The sequence below is a fragment of the Chelatococcus sp. YT9 genome (assembly GCF_018398315.1).
Lineage (GTDB): Bacteria > Pseudomonadota > Alphaproteobacteria > Rhizobiales > Beijerinckiaceae > Chelatococcus.
The window spans coordinates 381142-402363 of record NZ_JAHBRW010000002.1; the positions used below are offsets into that span (position 1 = coordinate 381142).

The following is a 21222-nucleotide window of genomic DNA, read 5'->3' on the forward strand; positions in this document are numbered from 1 at the left end:
TGAGTACCCATGCGAACGCAACGTCCGCGGAAAAGAGCGTTTGGCACAATTTGGAATAAATTGAAACCTTGTATTCGAATATGTGGTCAAACGTGGTGCATATTGAGATATTCCGCGCTATCCAATAACGGCAACGAAGGGATTCCCAAGAATGCTTGCACCGCTGCGCCGCGCGCGGATCATCGAGTTTCTGCGCCGGGACGGGGCAGCTGGGCTGAAAGACATGTCGGTCGCACTGGGCATTTCGATGTCGACGCTGCGCCGGGATGTCGATTATCTCTGCGAACAGGGCCATCTGGAACGCACCCATGGTGGCGCGGTACTCAATGCTGGCGGTCACGCCGGAGTAGAGCTTGAACGCGACATCGCCAGGGCGCTGGAAAGCGACGCGAAGCGGGCGATTGGTCAAAGGGCGGCCGCGCTGATCCGGCCCGGACAGACAGTTTTCATCGACAGCGGCACGACCACCGCCGCGGCGGCGCAGGCGGCCCGCGAGCGGGGGATCGCCTTCACCGCGATCACCAACGACCTCGCCATCGCGATGATCCTCTCCGAAAGCTCCTTCATCCGCGTGATGGTTGCCGGTGGCACTGTGCGCTCCGGCAGCAGCACCCTGCTCGGCGCCGACACGCTGCAGGCCATCAGCCGGCTCAGAACCAATTTGGCCTTGATTGGCACCCACGCCCTGTCGGAGGAGGAGATGTCGGACAGCTCGGTGGAACTCGCGGAAGTGAAGCGAGTGATCATCGCCGGCACCAGCGAGCCGGTACTGCTCGCCGACAGCTCAAAAATCTTTTCGCGCGCGTTTTGCGGTTTTGGCCGTCTCGCAGCCATGAGCCTCCTGATCACGGACACGCGACTGTCCCCGGACAAGCGGGCTATCTTGGAGCGTGGCGGCCTGCGCATCGAAACCGCGCCAAGCGGGCACGGCGCATGATGTATCCTCTGTCGACGCCCCCATCCATCACAAGCCTTCGCCTGATCGCCGATGACTTGACAGGCGCGCTCGACGCGGCGGCGCCCTTTGCCACGCCCGAGGCGCCGGTGCGGCTGCCGTTAACAGACGCCGGTTTTCACGGCGATAAGCTGACCCTCAGCACCGAAAGCCGGGATCTGCCAGAAGCCGAGGCTATGGAACTGGTCAGGCGGGCCTTCATGCGGCTGCGCCCTGGCACCTCGGCGGACACGGTATGGTTCAAGAAGGTCGATAGTGTTCTGCGCGGCCACCCAATCAGCGAGACGCTGGCCATGGCACAGGCCGGCCGCTTCGACCGCTGCCTGTTCGCTCCCGCCTTCCCCGATATGGGACGGATCACGCGCGCCGGCTACCAATTGGTGCAACATGCTGACGGCAGCTGGAGCAAGACGGCCCATGGTGACCTGCGCGCGACGTTCGCGGCTTTTGTCCCTAGACTCGCGCCCCGCCTGGTGATGGACATCCCCGACGCCGACGCTCTGGCCGATCTGCGAGGGGCCGCCGCTCGACGGCGCAGTGAGCCCGGCATGCTGTGGGCCGGAAGCCGAGGTCTTGCGGAGGCCCTGGTGCCGCCGCAGCCGGCGCTCGCTCGTCCCCGCATTGGGCTTTTCATTCTTGGCACGAGCCATCCCGCCACCCGCGCGCAGGCAACGGCTTTATCCGGATTGGTCAGCGCAGTGCCGACCTCCGGCCTGTTCCGCCCCGAAGGTGTGGCTCCCCTGCTTCTGGATCCTGTTCCGGATTGCTCCTCCGCAACGGAGACCCGGGCTTCCCTCAACTCGGCGCTTTCGCGTCTTGAGGCGCCGTCCGATGACAGCGCGCTTCTGGTCACCGGCGGCGACAGCCTGTCGGTGGTGCTCGCCCGGATCGGCGCAGCAGCGGTTGATTGCCTTGGAGAGATCAGCCCCGGCTTGCCGCTTTCACGGATCAGCGGCGGGGCATTGGACGGTAGCAGCCTGATCACAAAATCCGGCGGCTTCGGTAGCCCGGATCTACTGCGCGGCCTGCTGGGACCCTGAGAGACGCCGCAGTTCCGTCTGCCGCACCTCGCTCGCCGCGGTCTCGGCGCGGCGGACGATCTCGCGGATCTGATCTATCATCGCTACTTGCGCAGGCTCATCCAGCATATTCAGAGGTGCCAGCACGGACAGCGCCACCTCAAGCCCGCGCCAGTTGTCGTTCACCACTGGCACGGACAGCGTGAAACTCTCAATGCCCCGGGCACGACGGAAGCCGGCCACATAACCATGCCGGTGATAGAACGTGATCTCGGACATGATCTTTTCCGGCGGCACATCCCACTGCCGATACTTTTCGGTGAGAAGCTCCATGCAGCGTGCGCGCGCCTTCTCCTCCATCATGCCGAGGATGCAGGAACCGGAGATGCCCACCCCAAGCGGAATGCGACCGCCTATGCCCGAGATGAATGGCTGCCCGACAATCTGCCCGACTTGGGAATCGAGGCAGACTGTGTCGAGACCGCTTCGGACCATGAGGTAAGACGAGAGGAGCGTCTTGGTGGTGATCTCAAGCAGTGCCGGGCGGTAAGTGGACACAACTTCATTCATCGACGGCGTGCGCAGTGCCAGCGCGTAAGCGCCAGGCCCCAGCTTGTAGCTGCCACGATTTCCGCCCTGAATGACGAAACCATGATCCGCCAGCGCGACGAGCGTGCGATGCACGCTCGACCGGGCTTCATCGCTAGCCGCCGCAAGCGCGCTCAAGGTCATCCCCTTGGCGCCGGCCTGGGACAGCAGCACCAGCAGTTCCGCCGCGCGGCCGGCGTTCGAAGAGGACTGTCTCGCCACGTGAAAGGGCTCCGAAAACCAAGTCCCGCCCCGATGCTCTCGGGACGGAGACGTGTCAACCGCTCAAAACGTTATGCAATCCTTTTTTCGCGGCGATCTCGCTCGCGCGCCGCGGCCGTGCGTTTCGCGGGATCACCGTAGCCGCCAGCTCCCGGCGTCACGATCTCCAGGATGTCACCCGGCTTCAGGTCCACCGCGCTGCGCGTGAAGCCCAACCGCTCGCCGTTCAGGGTGAAATATCCCGAGGCGCCCGGTTTGCCCCCCTTCAGCCCCCAGGGCTGCGAAGTCAGACGCGCGCCCATCACCTGGACGCGGCAGATCTTCTCTGCACGGTAGACTCTGCGCAAACCCATGCCACCGATGAACTCACCCTCACCGCCTGACCCGTCGACCAGCTCATAACGCCGCAAGGTGATTGGATATTCGTTCTCCAGCGCCTCGACGGGAAGGTTCGAGGTGTTGGTCATGTGAACATGCACGCCATCGAGGCCGTCCTTGCTGGAGCGCGCGCCGAAGCCGCCGCCGATGGTCTCCAGATAGACCCACAGCGTGCCATCCTCACGCCGGCCATCGAAGCTCGCCACCGAAACGGCCCCGTTCGACGCGGCCGTGAGCCGCTCGGGCACAACCTTCGCCAACGCGCCGTGGATCAGGTCAACCACCCGCTGGCAAGCGGTAATGCGTCCATCCACTGCCGCAGGATGAGAGCAGCGCAGAAGCGTACCCTCCTCCGCATTGACCGTGATGGGGCGTGCAAGGCCGGCATTGGGCAGAACGGTCGGATCGACCACCGTCTTCACAGCATAGTAGACGGTAGCGAGCAGCGCCGTATAGACCACGTTCAGACCGGCGCGGACCTGGGGCGGACTAACGAAATCCAGAATGATCTCATCGCCCCGCACCTCGATCGTCACCGAGAGATCGAGCGGAACCTCAAGGGATTCGCTGTCGAAAACGTCGGCGAATGTGTAAACCCCATCCGGAATCTGGGCGATGCCGGCGCGCATCTTGCGTTCGGCATAGTCCATCAGTTCCTGGCCGGCGGCGAGAACCGTTTCGACACCGTACTTGCGGCACAGCTCCTGCATCCGCAATACGCCGAGGCGGTTCGCGGCCACCTGGGCGCGCAGGTCCGACACGCGCTCATGGGGAACCTGGCAGTTCAGGAGGAAAAGGCGCTGGATGTCTTCCTGCAGCACGCCCTCACGATACAGCCGGATCGGCGGAATGCGCAGGCCTTCCTGATAGATATGGGCATGGCCGCGGTCGGCGAAGTCCGAGTGATGGGCGGTGTTGATGGCCCAGGCCACCAGTTTGCTGTCCACGAAGATTGGCTCGGCGAGCACAATGTCCGGTAGATGAGTACCGCCTCCCTCATAGGCGTCGTTGCCCATGAAGATGTCACCGGGCTTGATGCTCGCTGGCTCGACATGCTTGAGAATATAGGGAATGAACCCGATGAAGCTGCCGAGGTGCATCGGGATATGCTCGGCTTGGCAGAGCATGCGACCACTGGCATCGAAGAGCGCTGTCGAGCAGTCACGACGCTCCTTGATATTGGTCGAGTAGGAGGCGCGGACCAACGCCTCGCCCATTTCCTCGACGGTGGAGGCGAAAGCCGAGCTGATGACCTCGACGGTGATCGGGTTCAATCTGCCCGCGACATTCACATTGGCGTTCATGGTGATTACTTCGCCTCCAGAATGAGATTGAGGTAGGCATCGACAGTGGCCGTCTGGCCCGGCGGGACCACCGTGGTGGAGTCCATCTGGTCGATGATCGCCGGTCCTTCCACCACATTGCCCGCCCTCAGCAGGGCGCGATCGTAGAGCTTGGTTTCAACGAAATCGCGGACCTCGACCATCCATACCGGACGTGCGCCAGTGACGGCGTGGGCGCTATCGACGCCCTCGATCTCCTGGGGCTTGAACTCGGCTTTGGTCACGAGGCCGCTGGCGGCCATGCGGAATGTGACGAGCTGCATCGGTTCGCCCTCGGCGATGAAGCCATACAGCTGGCGGTGGGCGGCGACGAAGCCCGCCTCGATCGCCTTGAATGTCTCGGCGGTTATCCGCCCCTCCGGCACCGGAACCGAGATCTCGTAGTTCTGGCCGGCATACCGCACGTCGACACTGCGCTCCAGCACACGCGCGCCAGCGTTTATCCGCTCAGTGTTGAACCAGGCCTCGGCTCGCTGAGCCAGATCGTCGTAGATCCCGGCGATATCCTGGGTGGTCGCTTGATCGAGACGGGTGAGGCTGGTGGCCGAGAAGTCGCTGCGCAGATCGGTCATCAGCAAACCCATGGCGCACAGCACGCCTGGCGTACGGGGAATGAGGACGCGCGTCATGCCGAGCTCGCGCGCGAGCCGAGCCGCCTGAACCGGGCCAGCGCCGCCGAAAGCGACCAGCGTGTAGTCCCGCGGATCATAGCCGCGCTGCACGGAGATCACCCGGATCGCCTTCGCCATGTTGGCGATGACGATGTCGAGAATGCCATTGGCCGTTTCCAGCATCCCGAGGCCGAGGCGGTCAGCAAGCTTCTGGACCGCGTTCACGGAAAGCTGGCGGTCGATTTTCATTCGACCATTCAGCAGGTACTCGGGATTCTGGGTCTGCAGCACCACATTGGCATCTGTGACCGTCGGCTCCTCGTTTCCAAGCCCGTAACAGGCTGGGCCGGGGTTTGCGCCGGCTGAACGAGGCCCGACCTTCAGCAACCCCCCGTTGTCGACATAAGCGATCGATCCACCGCCAGCACCAACCGTGTGGATGTCGAGCATCGGCACCTTCAACGGATAGCCATGCACGACCGACTCATTGACGATGCGGCAGCGGCCATTGGTCAAAAGCGCGACATCCGAGCTGGTGCCGCCCATGTCGAAGGTGATGAGGTCGGCGATGCCCGTCATGGCGCCGATGGCCTGGGCCGCGACCACCCCCGTTGAGGGGCCGGAAAGGACGGTGCGTACGGGATTTTCTGCGGCGGTATCGAAGGCGATGACGCCACCATTTGACTGCGTGAGCTGTGGCGGCACCTTGAGGCCAATCTCTTCCAGCTTGCGCTTGAGCGCACGCACGTAGCCCTGCATTACCGGGCCCAGATACGCGTTCACCACGGTTGTGGAGAGCCGCTCGAACTCGCGGAATTCCGGAGCGATAGCGGATGAAATAGCGGTAAAGGCCTCGGGGAATTCGTCGCGGATAATCGCTGCCGCGCGACGCTCATGGGCGTCATTGAGGAAGCTGTAAAGGAAAGAGACAGCAACGGACTTCACGCCTTGAGCCTTCAGCTCACGCACAGCCTCGCGGAAAGCATCCTCGTCCAACGCTTCCTCGACGCTTCCGTCCTGCGTCAGGCGCTCACGCACGCCCAGGCGCAAATCACGCGGCACCAGCGTTTCAGGCTTGTCTGCCTGTAAATCATAGAGGTCCGGACGCTTCTGACGGCCGATCTCCAGCAGATCACGGAAGCCATCGGTGGTGATGAGGCCGGTCTTCACACCGCGCCCCTGGATCAATGCATTGGTGGCGACCGTCGTGCCATGGCCAAGGAAGCTCAGTTCGGCAGCCGTCGCTTCGACGCGCTCCAGCCCCTCGGTGACGCCCTGAGTGATGCCGCGGGAGGGATCGTCAGGCGTGGATGAAACCTTCCAGATCGTCACTTCGCCAGTGATGTCATTGAAGAGGCAGACGTCCGTGAAGGTTCCGCCAGAATCTACGCCAATGCGCCAAGCCATTGTGTTTCCCTGAAAATTGCCGGGCATCACACGGGGGCCATCACGATCATGCGATAGCTCCGGACCGCTTCACGCGGCTCGCCCTGCCCCGCATCAAGGCTGTCTCGGATGGACTCGTCAATCTTATTCTTTATATCGGGACAATGAAATTTGTTATATTCCTATTATCAGAATAGATACGCGAGGAATGTGAGTTCTCTCCCCCAAAGGCAGCGCATTCGACGCCTTTTATTCCAATTATTAGAATAACAGAAATATGTTGTATCAATAAATGGAATTGGCTTGACCGCAACCCGCCCCGGTACGTAGTTTGGCCGCCCAGAGAGCCGCCCACGACATACCGATCGGACACGCAGCCAACGCTCTCACAGCATCTGGCGCTGTTCCCAGCTCAAGCGGCAACCATCAACGGGAGATACGGGCCTTGCAGCTTTCCAGACGTCGTCTATTGCAATTGACTACCGTGGCGGGTGCCGCTTCGGTTCTCGGCGGCCGCTTCGCCTTCGCAAAGGAGCCGCAGGTTCTTCGTATCGGTCTTTCGACCTATCCCCCGCATTTCCGCCCATGGGTCAACATCGGCTGGTCGGGGCATCTTCTGTTCTCACTGGTGAACCGCAGCCTTATCAACTACGACGAGCAGGGCAAACTCGTGGGCGAGTTGGTGGAGAGCTGGTCAGCCGTCAATCCCACCACATGGGAATTCAAGCTACGTGAGGCTAAATTCCACGACGGAAGCCCGGTCACTTCGGCTGACGTGAAGTGGAACTTCGACGAGATCGCCAAGCCGAAATCCGGCGCCTATATGTTCGATGCGCTGAAGGTTATCAAGGCCTTTGAGACCGTCGATGAGCGGACATTCCGTCTGATCACCGAGGGACCCGTCGCCACGGTTCCGGCCCTCATGGCGTTCCCCTTCTTCACCATTCTCAAGGCCGAATCGACGGCGTCCGAGCCGCAGGGCATCGGCGCCGGCCCCTATCGCATCACCGCGGCTGAGAAGGGCGTGAGCATCGAGCTCAAGCCGAACGAGCATTACTTCAAGGGCCCGCCCCCGCTGAAAGGCATCATCGTCACCCCTTATGCCGACGAAAGCGCCCGTGTCGCCGCAGTGACCGCCGGCGATGTCGATCTGGTGGACTACGTGCCGTGGTCGGCCATGGCCGCGATCGAGGCCAACCCGGCGCTGAAGCTGTTCAAGAAGGACGCCGGCCCCTTCATGTATCTGAGCTTCAATGGCAGCGGCCCATTCAAGGACGCGCGCCTGCGGCAGGCCGTGGCCTTCGGGCTGCGCCGGGATGAGTTCGTGAAGTCCGTGTTCTTCGGCTTCGGCGCCGAGATGCGTGGTCTGCCGCGTGCCGCCGGCACCCCATACTATCACGAGGACCAGGCGACCTACTGGGGCTATGATCCCGACCGCGCCCGCGCCCTGTTGAAGGAAGCAGGCCATGAGAAGGGCTTCGAGGTCACGCTTCTGGCGACGTCGCAGTATTCCATGCATCGCGACATTGCCGTCCTGGTCCAGAGCCAATTGGCCGAGATTGGTATCAAGGTGAACCTGCAGCTGCCGGACTGGGCCACCCGTATCAGCTTGGGTAACAGGGGCGTAGGTGATTTCGCGGTGCAGGGAAATGCGCTCGACATCATCGATCCCGATGCCACGCGCTCCATCGTCGACCCGACACTGACGCCCACCTATCTGCGCAGCCGCAACTTCAAGGTCGAGGGTTTGCCGGAACTCTACGCGCAAGGCGTCCAAGAGCTCGACGAGGCGAAGCGCGTCGCGATCTACAAGCAAGCCGACCAGCTCGCGCTTGAAGGCACCGCGATCTGCGGGCTCGCCTATCGTGCCCAGGGCTACGCCACCAGCGCCGCGGTGCAGACCGTGCCGCTGCTCCCGGATCAGATCTCGGTCTATTCCGCGGTGAATTTCGACCGGATCGCTCTCGACTGAGCCTCTGGGTGCGGGACCGGACCTTTGCTGGCTCCCGCACCCGCTGTGACGAACGAAGGACTCCTGTATGGGCTGGTTCATACGCCGCATTGCCCAAAGCATGGTGATGCTCTGGGTCGTGGTTTCCCTTGTTTTCCTGTCCATCAATATGGTGCCCGGCGACCCGGTGGAGTTGCTGCTGGCCCAGGACGGCGCATCGCCTGACCCGGCGACTGTGGAGATGGTGCGCGATCAACTAGGCCTGAACCGCCCGCTGCACGAACAATACATCCAGAAAATCACCGATATCCTCCACCTTAACCTTGGCACGTCCATCGTTGACGAAAGCTCGGTTGGCGCGGAAATCGCGCGTCGGCTGCCACGGACCCTCGAGTTGATCGCCGCCGCGGGCCTTCTCAGCCTCCTCATCGGGATCCCGACCGGCGTGCTGGCCGCCTTGCGGCCCAATGGTCTCTTCGGGCGCATCGCGACGTTCGCCGCCGGCACAGCGCAATCGATCCCGGTGTTCATTCTCGGTTCGCTCCTCGTGGTGGCCTTCGCCCAGTTGCTCGGCTGGCTGCCGGCCGGCGGCTTTGTTTCGTTTGAACGCGATCCCGGCAAGCACCTCATCCTCCTGATCATGCCAGCGGCGACCATAGCCATCGGCCTCTCGGCTATTGTCTTCCGCATCACCCGCGCTTCGATGCTGGACGTCCTGCCCCTCGATTTCGTGCGCACGGCGCGCGCCAAGGGCGTGCCTGCCCGCCGCGTGCTGGTGCGCCACGCGTTGCGCAATGCGCTGATGCCGGTGATCACTGTGTTCGCCTTGCAGCTCGGCGGCCTTTTGGCTGGCACGGTGCTGGTGGAAACAGTCTTCAATTGGCCCGGCCTCTCGGGAATGCTGGTCACGGGCGTCAATACTCGTGACTATCCAGTCGTGACCGGTGTTATCGTCGTCGTCGCCGCGTTCTATATTGGTCTCAATTTGCTTGTCGACATTGTCTACGGTCTGACCGATCCGAGGGTGCGCAGATGAGAAAGATCTTCTCCAGCCCCTCCGCCGTTCTCCTCGCCATCGTCGTCATTGGCGCGCTGCTCGCCCCCGTGCTGCCGCTGCACGATCCCGTCGCCATGGACGTCAGCGCACGCTTCGCCCCGCCCTCGGCTAGCCATTGGCTCGGTCAGGACGAGTATGGCCGCGATCTTCTGGCGCGGCTCGTCTTCGCATTGCGCTCGGCCATTCTCATCTCGGGCAGCGCGGCGCTCATCGCCGCAGTCATCGGCGTCGCCATAGGTGTGGCGGCGGGCTATGCGCGCGGTTTTTCCGAGATGATCTCGCTGCGGATCATGGACGTCATCCTGTGCTTCCCGCCACTGCTTCTGGCGATGCTGGCCGCGACCTTCTATGGCGCGGGGCCGCAGATGCTGGTGCCGGTGCTCGCCCTGGTCTTCGTGCCGAGCTTCACCCGCGTCGCCCACGCGAGCGTGATGACCGTCCGGGCGCTGGATTATGTGGACGCGGTGAAGCTGATGGGCGCGCCGACGAGTCGGATCCTGTGGCGGACCATCCTGCCCAACATTGCAGGCCCCCTCTTCGTACAATTCAGCTTCGTCGTGGCGATGTCGGTGGTCCTGGAATCCGGCCTGTCCTATCTCGGCCTCGGCGTGCTTCCGCCCGCGCCATCGCTTGGCATGATGGTTGGTGCTGCGCGCGCCACTTTTCTCGACGAGCCCTGGCTTCTCTTGGCGCCGAGTATCCTCCTGACATTGGTGATCCTTCTGCTCAATGCGTTCTGCGATCACCTGCGCCAGTTGCTCGATCCGCGCCGCAGCACCGGAAACTGAGCGGGGCTCGCAGGAGAATTGACACAGATGACCAATCCGGCCCCCGCGCTTCTTCAAGTTTGTGATCTGGCGGTTTCCTTCCGCTCCGGCGCGCAATGGCGCAACGTGGTGCGCGACGTGAACTTCTCGGTCGCGGCCGGGGAAACGATCGCCATCGTCGGTGAATCGGGCTCCGGCAAGAGCGTGACCTCGATGGCGCTGACCCAGCTTCTGCCGCGCGACAGCGCGCGCATTTCCGGCCGGGTCCTGCTGCACGGGCAAGACCTTCTCCAGCTTGACGAACGCCAGATGGAGAAGGTGCGCGGCAACCGGATCTCGATGATCTTCCAGGAGCCGATGACCTCGCTCAACCCGGTGATGACCATCGGGGCGCAGATCGCCGAGGCCATCAGCGTGCACCGCCCCGTCAGCGCCGCCGAGGCGCGGGCCGAGGCGCTGGCCATGATGGAGCGGGTGCATATTCCCTCGGCCCGCAGCCGCTATGACGATTTTCCGCATCAGTTCTCCGGCGGCATGCGGCAGCGCGTGATGATCGCGACCGCTTTGGCCTGCAAGCCCGACCTGCTGATCGCCGATGAGCCGACCACCGCGCTGGACGTGACCATCCAGGCGCAGGTCATCGACCTGATCAAGGAATTGCAGGCCGACACTGGCATGGGGGTGATCTTCATCACCCATGACATGGGCGTGGTGGCTGAAGTCGCGGATCGCACCCTGGTGATGTACCAGGGCGATGTGATCGAGACGGGGACCACCGCCCAGATCTTCGCCGATCCCAAGGAGACCTATACGCGCGCGCTTCTCTCGGCGGTCCCGAAACTCGGCTCGATGAGCGGCTCGTCGGTTCCGTTGCCATACCCGACCTACGACCTCGCCAGTGGCCTCATGATCGCGGCGCCCGCGCGGCCCGACACCCTGCGCCCGCAGGAGCCGCCGCTGCTCGACGTGACTAACGCAACCAAACGGTTCGACATGCGCAGCCCGTTCCTGAAGCGGATCGTGGCGCGCGTTCATGCTGTCGAGGATGTCACGCTGACCTTGCGCCGGGGCGAGACCCTGTCGATCGTCGGCGAATCCGGCTGCGGCAAGTCTACCACCGGCCGCCTCGTCACCGGACTTTATCCCTACGACAAGGGCAGCGTGAAGCTGAACGGGCGCGAGCTCACCACCATCCATCCGGCCGAGCGCGCCCGTGACATCCAGATGATCTTCCAGGATCCCTACGCCAGCCTCAATCCCCGGTTGCGGGTTGGCGAGGCCATCACGGAGCCGCTGCGCATCCACGGGCTCGCCACCCGTGAGGAGGAGGCCCGTATTGCCGAGCGCCTGTTGTTGCGTGTGGGCCTGCAGGCGGAGATGGCCAGCCGCTTCCCGCACGAATTCTCGGGCGGGCAGCGCCAACGCATCTGCGTGGCGCGCGCGTTGTCGATGAAACCCAAGATCATCGTGGCCGACGAGGCGGTTTCGGCGCTCGACGTGACAATGAAAACCCAGGTCGTCAACCTGATGATGGATCTCCAGCAGGAGATGGGCCTCGGTTTCCTGTTCATCAGCCATGACATGGCGGTGGTCGAGCGCATCAGTCACACGGTCGCCGTCATGTATCTGGGCGAGTTGGTGGAAGTCGGCCCCCGCGCCGAAATTTTCAGCAATCCACGTCATCCCTACACGCGACGCCTCCTGAGCGCGGTGCCGGTACCCGACCCCGCGCGTCGCGGTCAGCGCAGCGCCCCACCCGTGCTGGAGCTCAACAGCCCCATCCGGCCGCGCGACTATCAGCCGCCGAAGCGCCGCTACATTGAGATCTCAGCAGGTCATTTCATGCAGGAGCCAGGACAGGAATGGCACTGAACAGCAACTGCCAAGATCTGCCAACGACCCAGCACGACCTGAGCGAGATCTGAACATGACCAGCCTCTCCATCCCCGTCACCCCTTTCCAGGGGGACCCCGATCTGCCGCAGGCAGTCGACGTCGTCGTCATCGGCGGGGGCATCATCGGCGTGACCACCGCGCTTGAACTCGCCGAGCGAGGCGTCTCTGTCGCGCTGTGTGAGAAGGGCGTGATCGCCGGCGAACAGTCGAGCCGGAACTGGGGCTGGACGCGACAGATGGGCCGCGACGAGCGCGAGCTGCCGCTCTGCATCCGCTCCGTCGCCCTATGGGCGGAGCTCAACGCGCGCATCAACCGCGAAACCGGCTGGCGCCGCACCGGCATCAGCTATCTCTCCTACAACCAGCGCGATCTGAAGGGCTGGCTGACGTGGGAAGAGATCGGCAAGCGCCACAACCTCGACGCGCGGATGCTCAGCAAGGCCGAGATCGCCGAGAAATTGCCCGGGAACCGTGGTGATATCCTCGGTGCGCTGCACACCGCCAGCGACGGCCGCGCCGAGCCCTGGATCGCCGTACCCGCAATGGCCGAATACGCTCGCGAAAAGGGCGCCAAGATCCTCACCGGCTGTGCTGTGCGAACGGTCGAAACGTCGGGCGGCGGCGTCAGCGCCGTGGTGACGGAACGCGGCGTGATACGCTGTCAAGCCGTGGTCCTGGCCGGCGGGATCTGGTCACGGCTGTTCGCCGGCAACATGGGCTTCGATTTCCCCCAGCTCAAGGTCATCGGGCCCGTGACACAGGTCGACAACGTCGCGGGCGTGACAGACATGCCGATCGGCGCTGGCGACTTCGCCTACCGCCAGCGGCTCGACGGCAGTTTCACCATCGCCGTGCGCAACAAGAACCTCGCACCGATTACGCCTGACCACATCAGGCTGATGGCCGATTTCGTACCGACCTATCTCACCACCTGGCGCGAGCTGAGCGTCCAGCTCAACGGCACCTTCCTGCAGGAACTGATGACGAAGCGCCGCTGGAGCGGACAGGATCGCACGCCCTTCGAGGAATGCCGGGTCATGGACCCGAAGCCCTATCCGGATTTCACCCGCAAGGCGCTGCGCAACATCACGCGCCATTTTCCCGCCTTTGCTGAGGCGCGGGTTCTGCGCGAATGGGCTGGCGTCATCGACGCAACGCCGGATGCCATCCCTGTCATCAGCCCGTTCCACCCGGTGCCCGGCTTCTATCTCGCTTCGGGCTTCTCGGGCCACGGCTTCGGCATAGGGCCCGCCGCGGGCGAGCTGATGGCTGATCTCATCACCGGCAGTCAGACGAAAGTGGACGCCAGCGTCTTCGACATCGGCCGTCTGCGCCCGAAATATGCCGCGAAGGGGTAAGGCCATGACGGCGAGAGTTGCATTGATCTCTGGAGCGCGAAGGGGCATCGGCGCCGCGATCGGGCAAAAGCTGCTGGCCGATGGCTGGAACCTATCCCTTGGCCTGCGCGGCGACGCCGTGCCCGATTGGGCCGCGACGGCAGGCGACGGCCGCGTCCACCACCAAGCCTATGAAGCCACCGATCCCGCCGGTGAGGCGGCCTGGGTCGAGGGCGCGATGGCTGCCTACGGCCGCATCGACGCCGTTGTCGCCTCGGCGGGTATCTCCGCGGGCAAATCGGTCCTCGCGGCTGATGACGACGAGATCCGCCAGATGATGGAGATCAACGTCCTGGCGCCGCGACGACTGGTCAAAGCTTGTTGGCCAGCCTTGTCCGCCTGCGGCCAGGGACGCGTGATCATCCTCGCCTCGTTGTCTGGGAAACGGGTGAAGAGCGCCGTTTCCGGAAGCTATGCGCTGTCGAAATTCGCCGCCGTCGCGCTCAGCCATGCCATCCGGCAGGAGGGTTTCGACCTCGGCATTCGTGCGACGGCGATCTGCCCGGGCTTTGTTGCCACCGAAATGGCCTTCTCGCTGACGGCGATGGCACCCGAGAAGATGACCAAGCCCGAGGATATCGCGCGTATTACCGCGCTTTTGCTCGACCTTCCCAACGAAGCCGTTGTGGCGGAGTTGGCCGTGAACTGCACGCTCGAGCCGAGCTTCTAACCCGTCCCCGTTCTCCTATTCCGACCATGGCACGCCACCATGGCGGACCCGTTCCGCACAGAGGAGCCAATATGGCCAGCAATGCATTTCTGGGCCTTGACCGGACCTACCGCACCTATGTCGACGGCGCGTTCTCCGACAGCCGCGTTGGGTTGATCGATGTCATCAACCCGTCAACCGGCGCGGTGATGGGCCGCGTTCCGGAGAGCGACACCGCCGAGGTGGACCGCGCCGTCGCTGCCGCGCGCCGCGCGCAGTCGAGCTGGGAGAAGCTCCCGGCGATCGAGCGCGCGGGCTATCTGCGTCAGATTTCGGCGAAAGTTCGAGAGAACCGCGTCGATCTCGCCGACATTCTTGTCCAGGAACAGGGCAAGATCCGCGGCCTCGCCCAGGTGGAGGTCGATTTCACTGCCGACTACATCGACTATATGGCCGAGTGGGCGCGCCGTATCGAGGGTGAGGTGCTCACCAGCGACCGCCCCAACGAAACCATGCTCCTCCTGCGCAAGCCGGTCGGCGTCGTCGCCGGCATCCTGCCCTGGAACTTCCCGTTCTTCCTCATCGCCCGCAAGCTCGCCCCGGCACTCGTGACCGGCAACACCATCGTCATCAAGCCGAGCGAGGAAACCCCGATCAACGCCCATATCTTCGCGGAGCTGGTCGCGCAGACCACCTTGCCGAAGGGCGTGTTCAATCTCGTGGGCGGACGCGGCGCCAGCACCGGCCAAGCGCTCGCCGCGCATCCGGGCATTGACCTCATCACCTTCACCGGTTCGGTCGGCACCGGCTCGCACATCATGCAGCTCGCCGGGCGGAACCTGACGCGCGTCAATCTCGAGCTTGGCGGCAAGGCCCCGGCGATCGTGCTGAAGGACGCCGATCTCGACCTTGCGGCCCGGGCTATCTTCGATTCCCGCGTGATCAACACCGGACAGGTCTGCAACTGCGCCGAACGCGTCTATGTGGAGCGCGAAGTCCATGATGCTCTCGTCGAGAGGCTGAAGGCCCTGTTCGAAGGCACCCGCTACGGCAATCCGGCTACCGAGGACGATCTGCACATGGGGCCGCTGATCAACCAGGCCGGCCTCGACAAGGTCGCAGCGGCAGTCGATCTGGCACGCCAGCAGGGCGCCGAGGTCATCACCGGGGGCCGCAAGGCCGACCTCGGCCAGGGCTACCACTACGAGCCAACCTTGCTCGTGGGGGCGACCGCGGACATGGACATCATGCGCCGTGAGACCTTCGGCCCGGTGCTGCCGATCCAGGCCGTCGACAGTCTCGACGAAGCTATCGCCCTCGCGAACGATTCCGACTACGGTCTGACCTCCTCGATCTACACGCGCGATCTGCAGGCGGCCCTGAAGGCCTCGCGCGAATTGAAATTCGGCGAGACCTACATCAACCGCGAGAACTTCGAGGCCATGCAGGGCTTCCACGCCGGGCGCCGCAAGTCCGGCATCGGCGGAGCCGACGGCAAGCATGGCCTCTACGAGTTCACCGAAACGCAGGTCGTCTACATCGCAGGCTGACGCCTCCCGCCGCGCTCCCGTCCGCGGGACGGTGTCCCACCCTCTCACCAACCCTCCCCGGATCTCAGGGGAGAATGGTTCATGAAAGAAAGAAGAGTGTTCATGCACAAGAAGCTCAAATCCAGTTCCGCTTATGAAGAGCGCTACTCCTACAGCCGTGCCGTCGTGATCGGCGACTGGGTTCTGGTTTCGAATACAGCCGGCCGCAATCACGCGACCAAGGAAATGCCCACCACGCCGCTCGGCCAGCTTAAGCAGACCATAGACAACATCCAGAAAGCGCTCCAGGCTGCTGGCGCGGATCTCGAGGACATCGTCAGGGCTCGCATCTACATTCCGGATCCCAGCCACCATCCGGAGCTGCTCGAGCATTGGGGCGAGCGTTTCCGCGGCATAGATCCGGTCGCGACCATCACCGCTTGTCCTTTGGCCTCGAAGGACTACCTCGTGGAGATCGAAGTCACAGCCTACAAGGGCGCGCGCGAGACGGGCTGGGAGCGGGAGGCGATCTCCCTCGCCTGATGCTATTTCGCCCGGCCCCGGAAGGGGCCGGGCCTTTCGACTTGTTGGGGTATAGCCTCGCCAAAAGTTCTCGGTGCCATATGACCTTGGCGCCCGGGATATGCCTGCGCTGGCGGGCCAGTCGATGCGGTTTCAAGATTTGATCCAGATTTGGCCCTAGGTTAAGTCCGTATAGCGGCCCCGCTCCGCCTCATAACAGACGCGTGAATTCCCCGGCTGAGCCTCGACGGGAACCGGCGATACCAGGGTCGCGTTTTCCACCCAGGCCCGCTGCTGAGGTGGATTTCATGGTCTTCGCCACGCATGTCCTGGTTCAAAAACTTCGCGCTGCAATGTCAGTGGGGATCATGGTGCTGGCGATGGGAGCCGCACAAGCCCTCACCGTAGATGAGATCAATAATGCCGGGCGCCCCGTGCCCACGAAAGCCAAGACACACCGCCCCAATGCATCGCTCGTCAAGGCCCAGACCTTGCTTGCGCGCCAAGGGATATCCCCCGGTGAGATCGATGGTATAGATGGTGATAACTACAAGAAGGCGGTCGCCGAGTTCCGGCGCCAACGCAATTTGGGCGAAGGTGATGTGGTGGACGACGCCACCTGGCGAGCCCTGCAGGGCGATACGAGCAAAGACATTCTGCAAGACTACAGCGTGACGAAGGAAGACATAAAAACCAACTTCGTCAGACGCATTCCCCATGACTATGCCCGACAGGCGCGCATGAAGCGGCTGGGCTACCGAAATGCCCGAGAGATGTTCGCTGAGCGCTTCAAGATGAGCGAAGGCCTCCTACGCTCTCTTAATCCAAAAGCGCGCTTCCGCAGGTCCGGCGAGACGCTGCACGTCGTCTCAGCGACGCGAAAACTTCCTTCAGATGAAGCGCGCACCATTGAGGCCGACAAGGCGATGAGTGTCGTTCGGGCTTTGAATGCGGCTGGGCAGACGATTGCCACGTATCCGGCAACAATCGGCAGCGGGGACACACCCTCTCCAGAGGGCGAGTATCAGCTTGTTCGGGTTGTAAAGAACCCCAGCTACCACTACGACCCGGAGAGGAACTTCCAGCAGGGCCGCAACAAGCAACGGCTGGTGCTTGCGAAAGGTCCCAACAATCCCGTCGGAACGGTTTGGATGGAATTGTCGAAACCGACGTTCGGTATCCATGGAACCCCTGAGCCGTCGCGTATCGGTAAGACATCGTCGCATGGCTGCGTCAGGCTTACGAACTGGGACGCCCAGGAACTGGCTCAACTGGTGAGGCCGGGCACGACCGTCCGCTTTATCAACTAGGTCGGGACCGGGATGGCAGCGCGATCCGCCTGCACGCATAGCAACGGGGCAGATCGTATTGACGCGCCCCACGAAGACCATCCAAGACCATGACACGATTGCCGAAGAACCTCGGTCAAGTACGCAAGATCTCGCATGCCGTTGATTCATCGGTTATCACCATGTTGCAATAGCCGCCGCGCAAAACCGCCTTAAGGCTGTCAGCCTAGCGCTTACCGTCCGCCACAACGATCCGCCGTGGAATTTTCATGAATCTCTGCGAATCGAGACCACAATTCGGGAGGCGAGCGGATGCGAAATAGCTGTCCCGTCACGCCCGATAGCCTCGCTTTGCAGAATACACACTGCCAGCATCGGAGAGCGTTTGCAGATCGGCTTTCGACACTTGGCCCGTTGAGCTCAGCGCGCTTTCGCGACTTAGATCGTCGACGCCGACAAGGACGACGTCGGCGGAGGCGGCAAGATCCATTGCCTCGCGGATGTGAGCACTCATCCGCAAATTCTCCGCCTCGCGTGGCGTTTCGGTGACGAGCGGAGCCATCAGATAACAACATTCGGCATCCAAGGTCCGGACCTATCGGGACGCGATGTCGAAGGAACTCAGCCCCCCGAACCATGCTTCCGAACAGCGTCACAATCCGGTTTCCGCTGCCTGACCGCGGTTGGAGCCCCGCAACAGAGGCGTCGAGCGTTCGTCCCCACCCGATAGCAGGGTCTGCCCGTTTCCCAGCACATTCGAAAGAGGCTAGGGTGGTCCACGCCGTCACAGGCCCCGGTCCGATCAGCATTCATCAACGAGCCGACAGTCCAGCGCCGGCAGGGCGAATTGCTGTGAGATTTGATCCAAGCCGCATCGTGTCATTCGAGCGCGAGAGCGGGAAGGCTCTCGGGTCACGGCCCTCGCGGCATGCTGCGGCGTGACGGCCTCTGCTATCGGGTCTGGATGGGCGGATCAGCGGCGGCTCGTAAATCGAGACCGGGGACCGGGACCTTCGCTTGCAGGATAGAGCCGGTTTCGGATTCCGTGATAAAGAGGATACGCCGGTCAGCGCCGCCGTAGGCGAGATTGGTTGTCAACCGTCCACGGCAGGAATCGATCCGATAGGTCGGGATGCCGAGACCGTCGAACATCCATACGATCCCCATGCGATTGTGACAGACCGCAAGGCCTCCCTCGATATCCATCGCCAGGCCATCGGGACCACTGAATCCTCCGGAGAATGACTGGTAGACGCCGACCTTGTGCGTTGAGCCATCGGCAAGGAGCGGGCAGCGCCAGACCTGCTGGGCGAAGGTGACGGCGACGAACAACTGGTTTTCCGTCGGATTGAGCGCGATGCCGTTTGGGCTCGGCACGTTATCAAGCAGGCAATCAAGCCGGCCGTCCCGCCGCAAGCGAAACACGCGTCCTGACGGGTCCTGCAGGCCGGTATTGCCCTGATCCGTGAAGTAGAGGTCACCGTTGCGAGCAAATACGAGATCGTTGGGTCCCTTGAAGCCCGGCTCCAATCGCTCCCGCGGGAGGTACGGGCTTACGTGCCCGTTGACCGGGTCGAGGTGCATGATGCCGTTCATGCGGTCGGCGATGTAGATGTCACCGTCGCGATGCACCTTCAGGCCATTCGGCGCCCCATTGTATTCCGCTGCGATGACGACCTCTCCCGCCGGAGTGACACGCAGGATGCGGCCAAAGGGTGTATCAACCACATAGAGGTTGCCATCCGCATCGAAACTCGGGCCCTCCAAGAAGGAATGCGCCTCGCTGAGCCCGGATGCGGTGAGCCAGGGTGAGTTGCGAGGCTTCAACCCGAGTTGGGCCACGATGTCGACGAAGAGCGTGGTGGCGATCGGCGATGGGGGTGGATAGAGGCTCATCACGTCATCCCTTGACGCTGCCGGCGGCAAGTCCGGCGGCCATGTAACGGCGAGCCACGAAATAGAGTATCGCCGGCGGCAAAGAATAGAGCACACCCGAGACCATCAGAAGCGGCCAGGGGGCGGAATCATCGCTCAGGAACTGCCCGAGCATGACCGGCAAGGTGATGCGGTCCTCATCAGACAGGAGGAGGAACGCGTAGAGATACTCATTCCATGACAACATCACCGCGAAGGCCCCGACCGCTACGATGGTCGGCACCATCAATGGAAGATAGACCAGGCGGAAGATCTGCCAGGGACTGGCGCCGTCGATCTCCGCCGCCTCATCGAGTTCACGCGGCACGCTGCCGGCGTTCTGCTGCAATACCCAGATCGCATAAGGCGTGGCGAAGGTGGCGATGGTGATGATCAACGCCCAGCGGCTGCCGAGCAGACCGTAGGACCCCATCACCTGGTAGAAGGGAATGGCGAGGAAGGTCGCCGGCACGAGATAGGTGATTAGGGCAAGATGCGATGCGAGGCCCGCGAAGCGGGGCCGCAGTCGGGTGATCGCGAAGCTGGCGGTCAAGCTGCAGGCAAAGACGATGACGCAACTGGTGAAGGCCACGAGCAGGCTGTTGCCGAGTTGCAGCCAGAAACGTGACAGGTAGTAATTATCCTGGGTCAGCACGATGCGATAGTTGTCGAGCGTCGGCGCGTCGGGCCAAAGCTTGCCAGCAAACCCCTCCCCTACCGGCGTCAGTGACAGGATGAGCATGTGGTAGAGCGGCAGCAGTGTCCACAGCAGGACGAGCGCGCCGAGGACAATCAAGCCGGCCCTTCGGAGAAGCGGTTTGAAGGTGAGTTCATGCATGGGCGATCTCACGCATCGGCGTTCCTGCGCAGGCGGCGCGTCAGCACGATCACCAGCGGCACGAGGATCGGCAATGCCGACATCAGCGTGACAATGCCCGCTTGGAAATCGGCATGGCGGAAAGCATAGCGGATGCCCATGGTGGCGAGCGTATTGGTACGCTCCATGGGCCCGCCCCCGGTCAGGAGATAGATGCTGTTGAAGTCGCCCAGTGACCAGATCGTGGTCAGCATCGTGCTGGTCAGGAAGACATTGGCGATGGCCGGAAAGGTGACGTAACGAAACTGCTGCATGCTTCCCGCGCCATCGATACGGGCGGATTCATACAGTTCCTTCGGGATCCCGAGCCGTGCCGCGACCAGGATCATGGTCCAGAAGGGCAAATACTTCCAGATATGGACCGTAATGATCGAGGCCATCCCGAAGCTCGGGTTGGTCAGCCAGGCAGGACCATCCACGCCGAACATCTGAAACAGGAGATTGTTGATCATCCCCCATTCGGAGTTCAGCATCCAGCGGATGGACAAGATCGAGGGGATATGCGGCACCGCCCAGGGCAGGATAAACAGAGCGGCGATGACACGAATAGCGCGGCCCGGCAACACGAAGAAGCTGGATAGGCCAAGCGCCAGCACCATTTTCAGCATCACGCCGATAACGATGAAAATGAAGGTATTCCAAAGCGTGCGTACATAGATCGGGTCAGCGATGACGCGAGAATAGGCTGAACTGTCTGTTGCGAGAAACAGCGCGTAGAGAATGGGGTAGCTGACGAAAGCCACGAACATCGCGGCGAAGGGCATCAGGAAGAAAAGGGCCCACTTCTCCTTGAAGCTGAGAAGTGGTCGCCCGCTTCCCAGCCATTGGTGCGATGGATTGGCTCGCGGCAAGGCCGCACCACTCAATGTCATC

General features: G+C 62.7%; 18 protein-coding genes. 11 read left to right on the plus strand and 7 right to left on the minus strand.

Going from position 1 to position 21222, the window contains the following annotated elements:
- Positions 1-151 precede the first annotated feature (151 nt).
- Both KIO76_RS21785 and KIO76_RS21790 read left to right on the plus strand, forming a co-directional pair.
- Positions 152-937, plus strand: a complete 786-nt coding sequence (locus KIO76_RS21785; RefSeq protein WP_213325694.1) for a DeoR/GlpR family DNA-binding transcription regulator — start codon at positions 152-154, stop codon at positions 935-937.
- Positions 934-1995, plus strand: coding sequence for a four-carbon acid sugar kinase family protein (locus KIO76_RS21790; protein ID WP_213325695.1), 1062 nt, complete (start codon positions 934-936; stop codon positions 1993-1995). Before KIO76_RS21785 ends, KIO76_RS21790 begins: the two co-directional genes overlap by 4 nt.
- On the opposite strand, the gene KIO76_RS21795 is transcribed toward KIO76_RS21790, so the two are convergent.
- The 3 genes from KIO76_RS21795 to KIO76_RS21805 all read right to left on the minus strand — a co-directional run bounded on the left by KIO76_RS21795 (position 1969) and on the right by KIO76_RS21805 (position 6523).
- Positions 1969-2784: an IclR family transcriptional regulator gene (locus tag KIO76_RS21795; protein WP_213325696.1), complete on the minus strand. Its 816-nt coding sequence runs from the start codon at positions 2782-2784 to the stop codon at positions 1969-1971. The genes KIO76_RS21790 and KIO76_RS21795 overlap by 27 nt on opposite strands.
- A gap of 71 nt (positions 2785-2855) precedes the next feature.
- Entirely contained in the window at positions 2856-4466 is a 1611-nt protein-coding gene (locus KIO76_RS21800) for a hydantoinase B/oxoprolinase family protein (RefSeq protein WP_213325697.1), read from the minus strand.
- A gap of 5 nt (positions 4467-4471) precedes the next feature.
- Positions 4472-6523 carry a hydantoinase/oxoprolinase family protein gene (locus KIO76_RS21805; protein ID WP_213325698.1) on the minus strand — a complete coding sequence of 684 codons (2052 nt, stop codon included), beginning with the start codon at positions 6521-6523 and terminating at the stop codon, positions 4472-4474.
- Positions 6524-6947: 424 nt separating this feature from the next.
- Between KIO76_RS21805 and KIO76_RS21810 the strand changes: the two genes are divergently transcribed.
- From KIO76_RS21810 to KIO76_RS21850, 9 genes are all read left to right on the plus strand, one after another.
- Entirely contained in the window at positions 6948-8474 is a 1527-nt protein-coding gene (locus KIO76_RS21810) for an ABC transporter substrate-binding protein (RefSeq protein ID WP_213325699.1), read from the plus strand.
- A gap of 67 nt (positions 8475-8541) precedes the next feature.
- Positions 8542-9489 (plus strand): ABC transporter permease, encoded by a 948-nt coding sequence (locus tag KIO76_RS21815; RefSeq protein WP_213325700.1) that lies wholly within the window; start codon positions 8542-8544, stop codon positions 9487-9489.
- Entirely contained in the window at positions 9486-10298 is an 813-nt protein-coding gene (locus KIO76_RS21820; protein ID WP_213325701.1) for an ABC transporter permease, read from the plus strand. The genes KIO76_RS21815 and KIO76_RS21820 overlap by 4 nt, the downstream gene beginning before the upstream one ends.
- Before the next feature lie 27 nt (positions 10299-10325).
- Positions 10326-12149, plus strand: coding sequence for an ABC transporter ATP-binding protein (locus KIO76_RS21825; protein ID WP_213325702.1), 1824 nt, complete (start codon positions 10326-10328; stop codon positions 12147-12149).
- Between the two features lie 55 nt (positions 12150-12204).
- Positions 12205-13530, plus strand: coding sequence for an NAD(P)/FAD-dependent oxidoreductase (locus KIO76_RS21830; protein WP_213325703.1), 1326 nt, complete (start codon positions 12205-12207; stop codon positions 13528-13530).
- Positions 13531-13534: 4 nt separating this feature from the next.
- Positions 13535-14239, plus strand: a complete 705-nt coding sequence (locus KIO76_RS21835; RefSeq protein ID WP_213325704.1) for an SDR family NAD(P)-dependent oxidoreductase — start codon at positions 13535-13537, stop codon at positions 14237-14239.
- Between the two features lie 71 nt (positions 14240-14310).
- Positions 14311-15768 carry an aldehyde dehydrogenase gene (aldA, locus tag KIO76_RS21840; RefSeq protein WP_213325705.1) on the plus strand — a complete coding sequence of 486 codons (1458 nt, stop codon included), beginning with the start codon at positions 14311-14313 and terminating at the stop codon, positions 15766-15768.
- An 81-nt stretch (positions 15769-15849) separates the two neighbouring features.
- Positions 15850-16290, plus strand: coding sequence for a RidA family protein (locus KIO76_RS21845; RefSeq protein ID WP_249729997.1), 441 nt, complete (start codon positions 15850-15852; stop codon positions 16288-16290).
- Positions 16291-16577: 287 nt separating this feature from the next.
- Positions 16578-17579, plus strand: a complete 1002-nt coding sequence (locus KIO76_RS21850) for a L,D-transpeptidase family protein (RefSeq protein WP_249729998.1) — start codon at positions 16578-16580, stop codon at positions 17577-17579.
- A 310-nt stretch (positions 17580-17889) separates the two neighbouring features.
- On the opposite strand, the gene KIO76_RS31650 is transcribed toward KIO76_RS21850, so the two are convergent.
- The 4 genes from KIO76_RS31650 to KIO76_RS21875 all read right to left on the minus strand — a co-directional run bounded on the left by KIO76_RS31650 (position 17890) and on the right by KIO76_RS21875 (position 21221).
- The gene (locus KIO76_RS31650) at positions 17890-18144 is read right to left on the minus strand and encodes a sugar-binding domain-containing protein (RefSeq protein WP_349629419.1); all 255 of its coding nucleotides are present in this window, start codon (positions 18142-18144) and stop codon (positions 17890-17892) included.
- A gap of 365 nt (positions 18145-18509) precedes the next feature.
- Positions 18510-19454, minus strand: a complete 945-nt coding sequence (locus KIO76_RS21865; protein ID WP_213325707.1) for an SMP-30/gluconolactonase/LRE family protein — start codon at positions 19452-19454, stop codon at positions 18510-18512.
- A 4-nt stretch (positions 19455-19458) separates the two neighbouring features.
- Positions 19459-20310, minus strand: a complete 852-nt coding sequence (locus KIO76_RS21870) for a carbohydrate ABC transporter permease (RefSeq protein WP_213325708.1) — start codon at positions 20308-20310, stop codon at positions 19459-19461.
- 8 nt (positions 20311-20318) lie between these two features.
- Positions 20319-21221: a carbohydrate ABC transporter permease gene (locus KIO76_RS21875; protein WP_249729999.1), complete on the minus strand. Its 903-nt coding sequence runs from the start codon at positions 21219-21221 to the stop codon at positions 20319-20321.
- Position 21222: the final 1 nt, after the last annotated feature.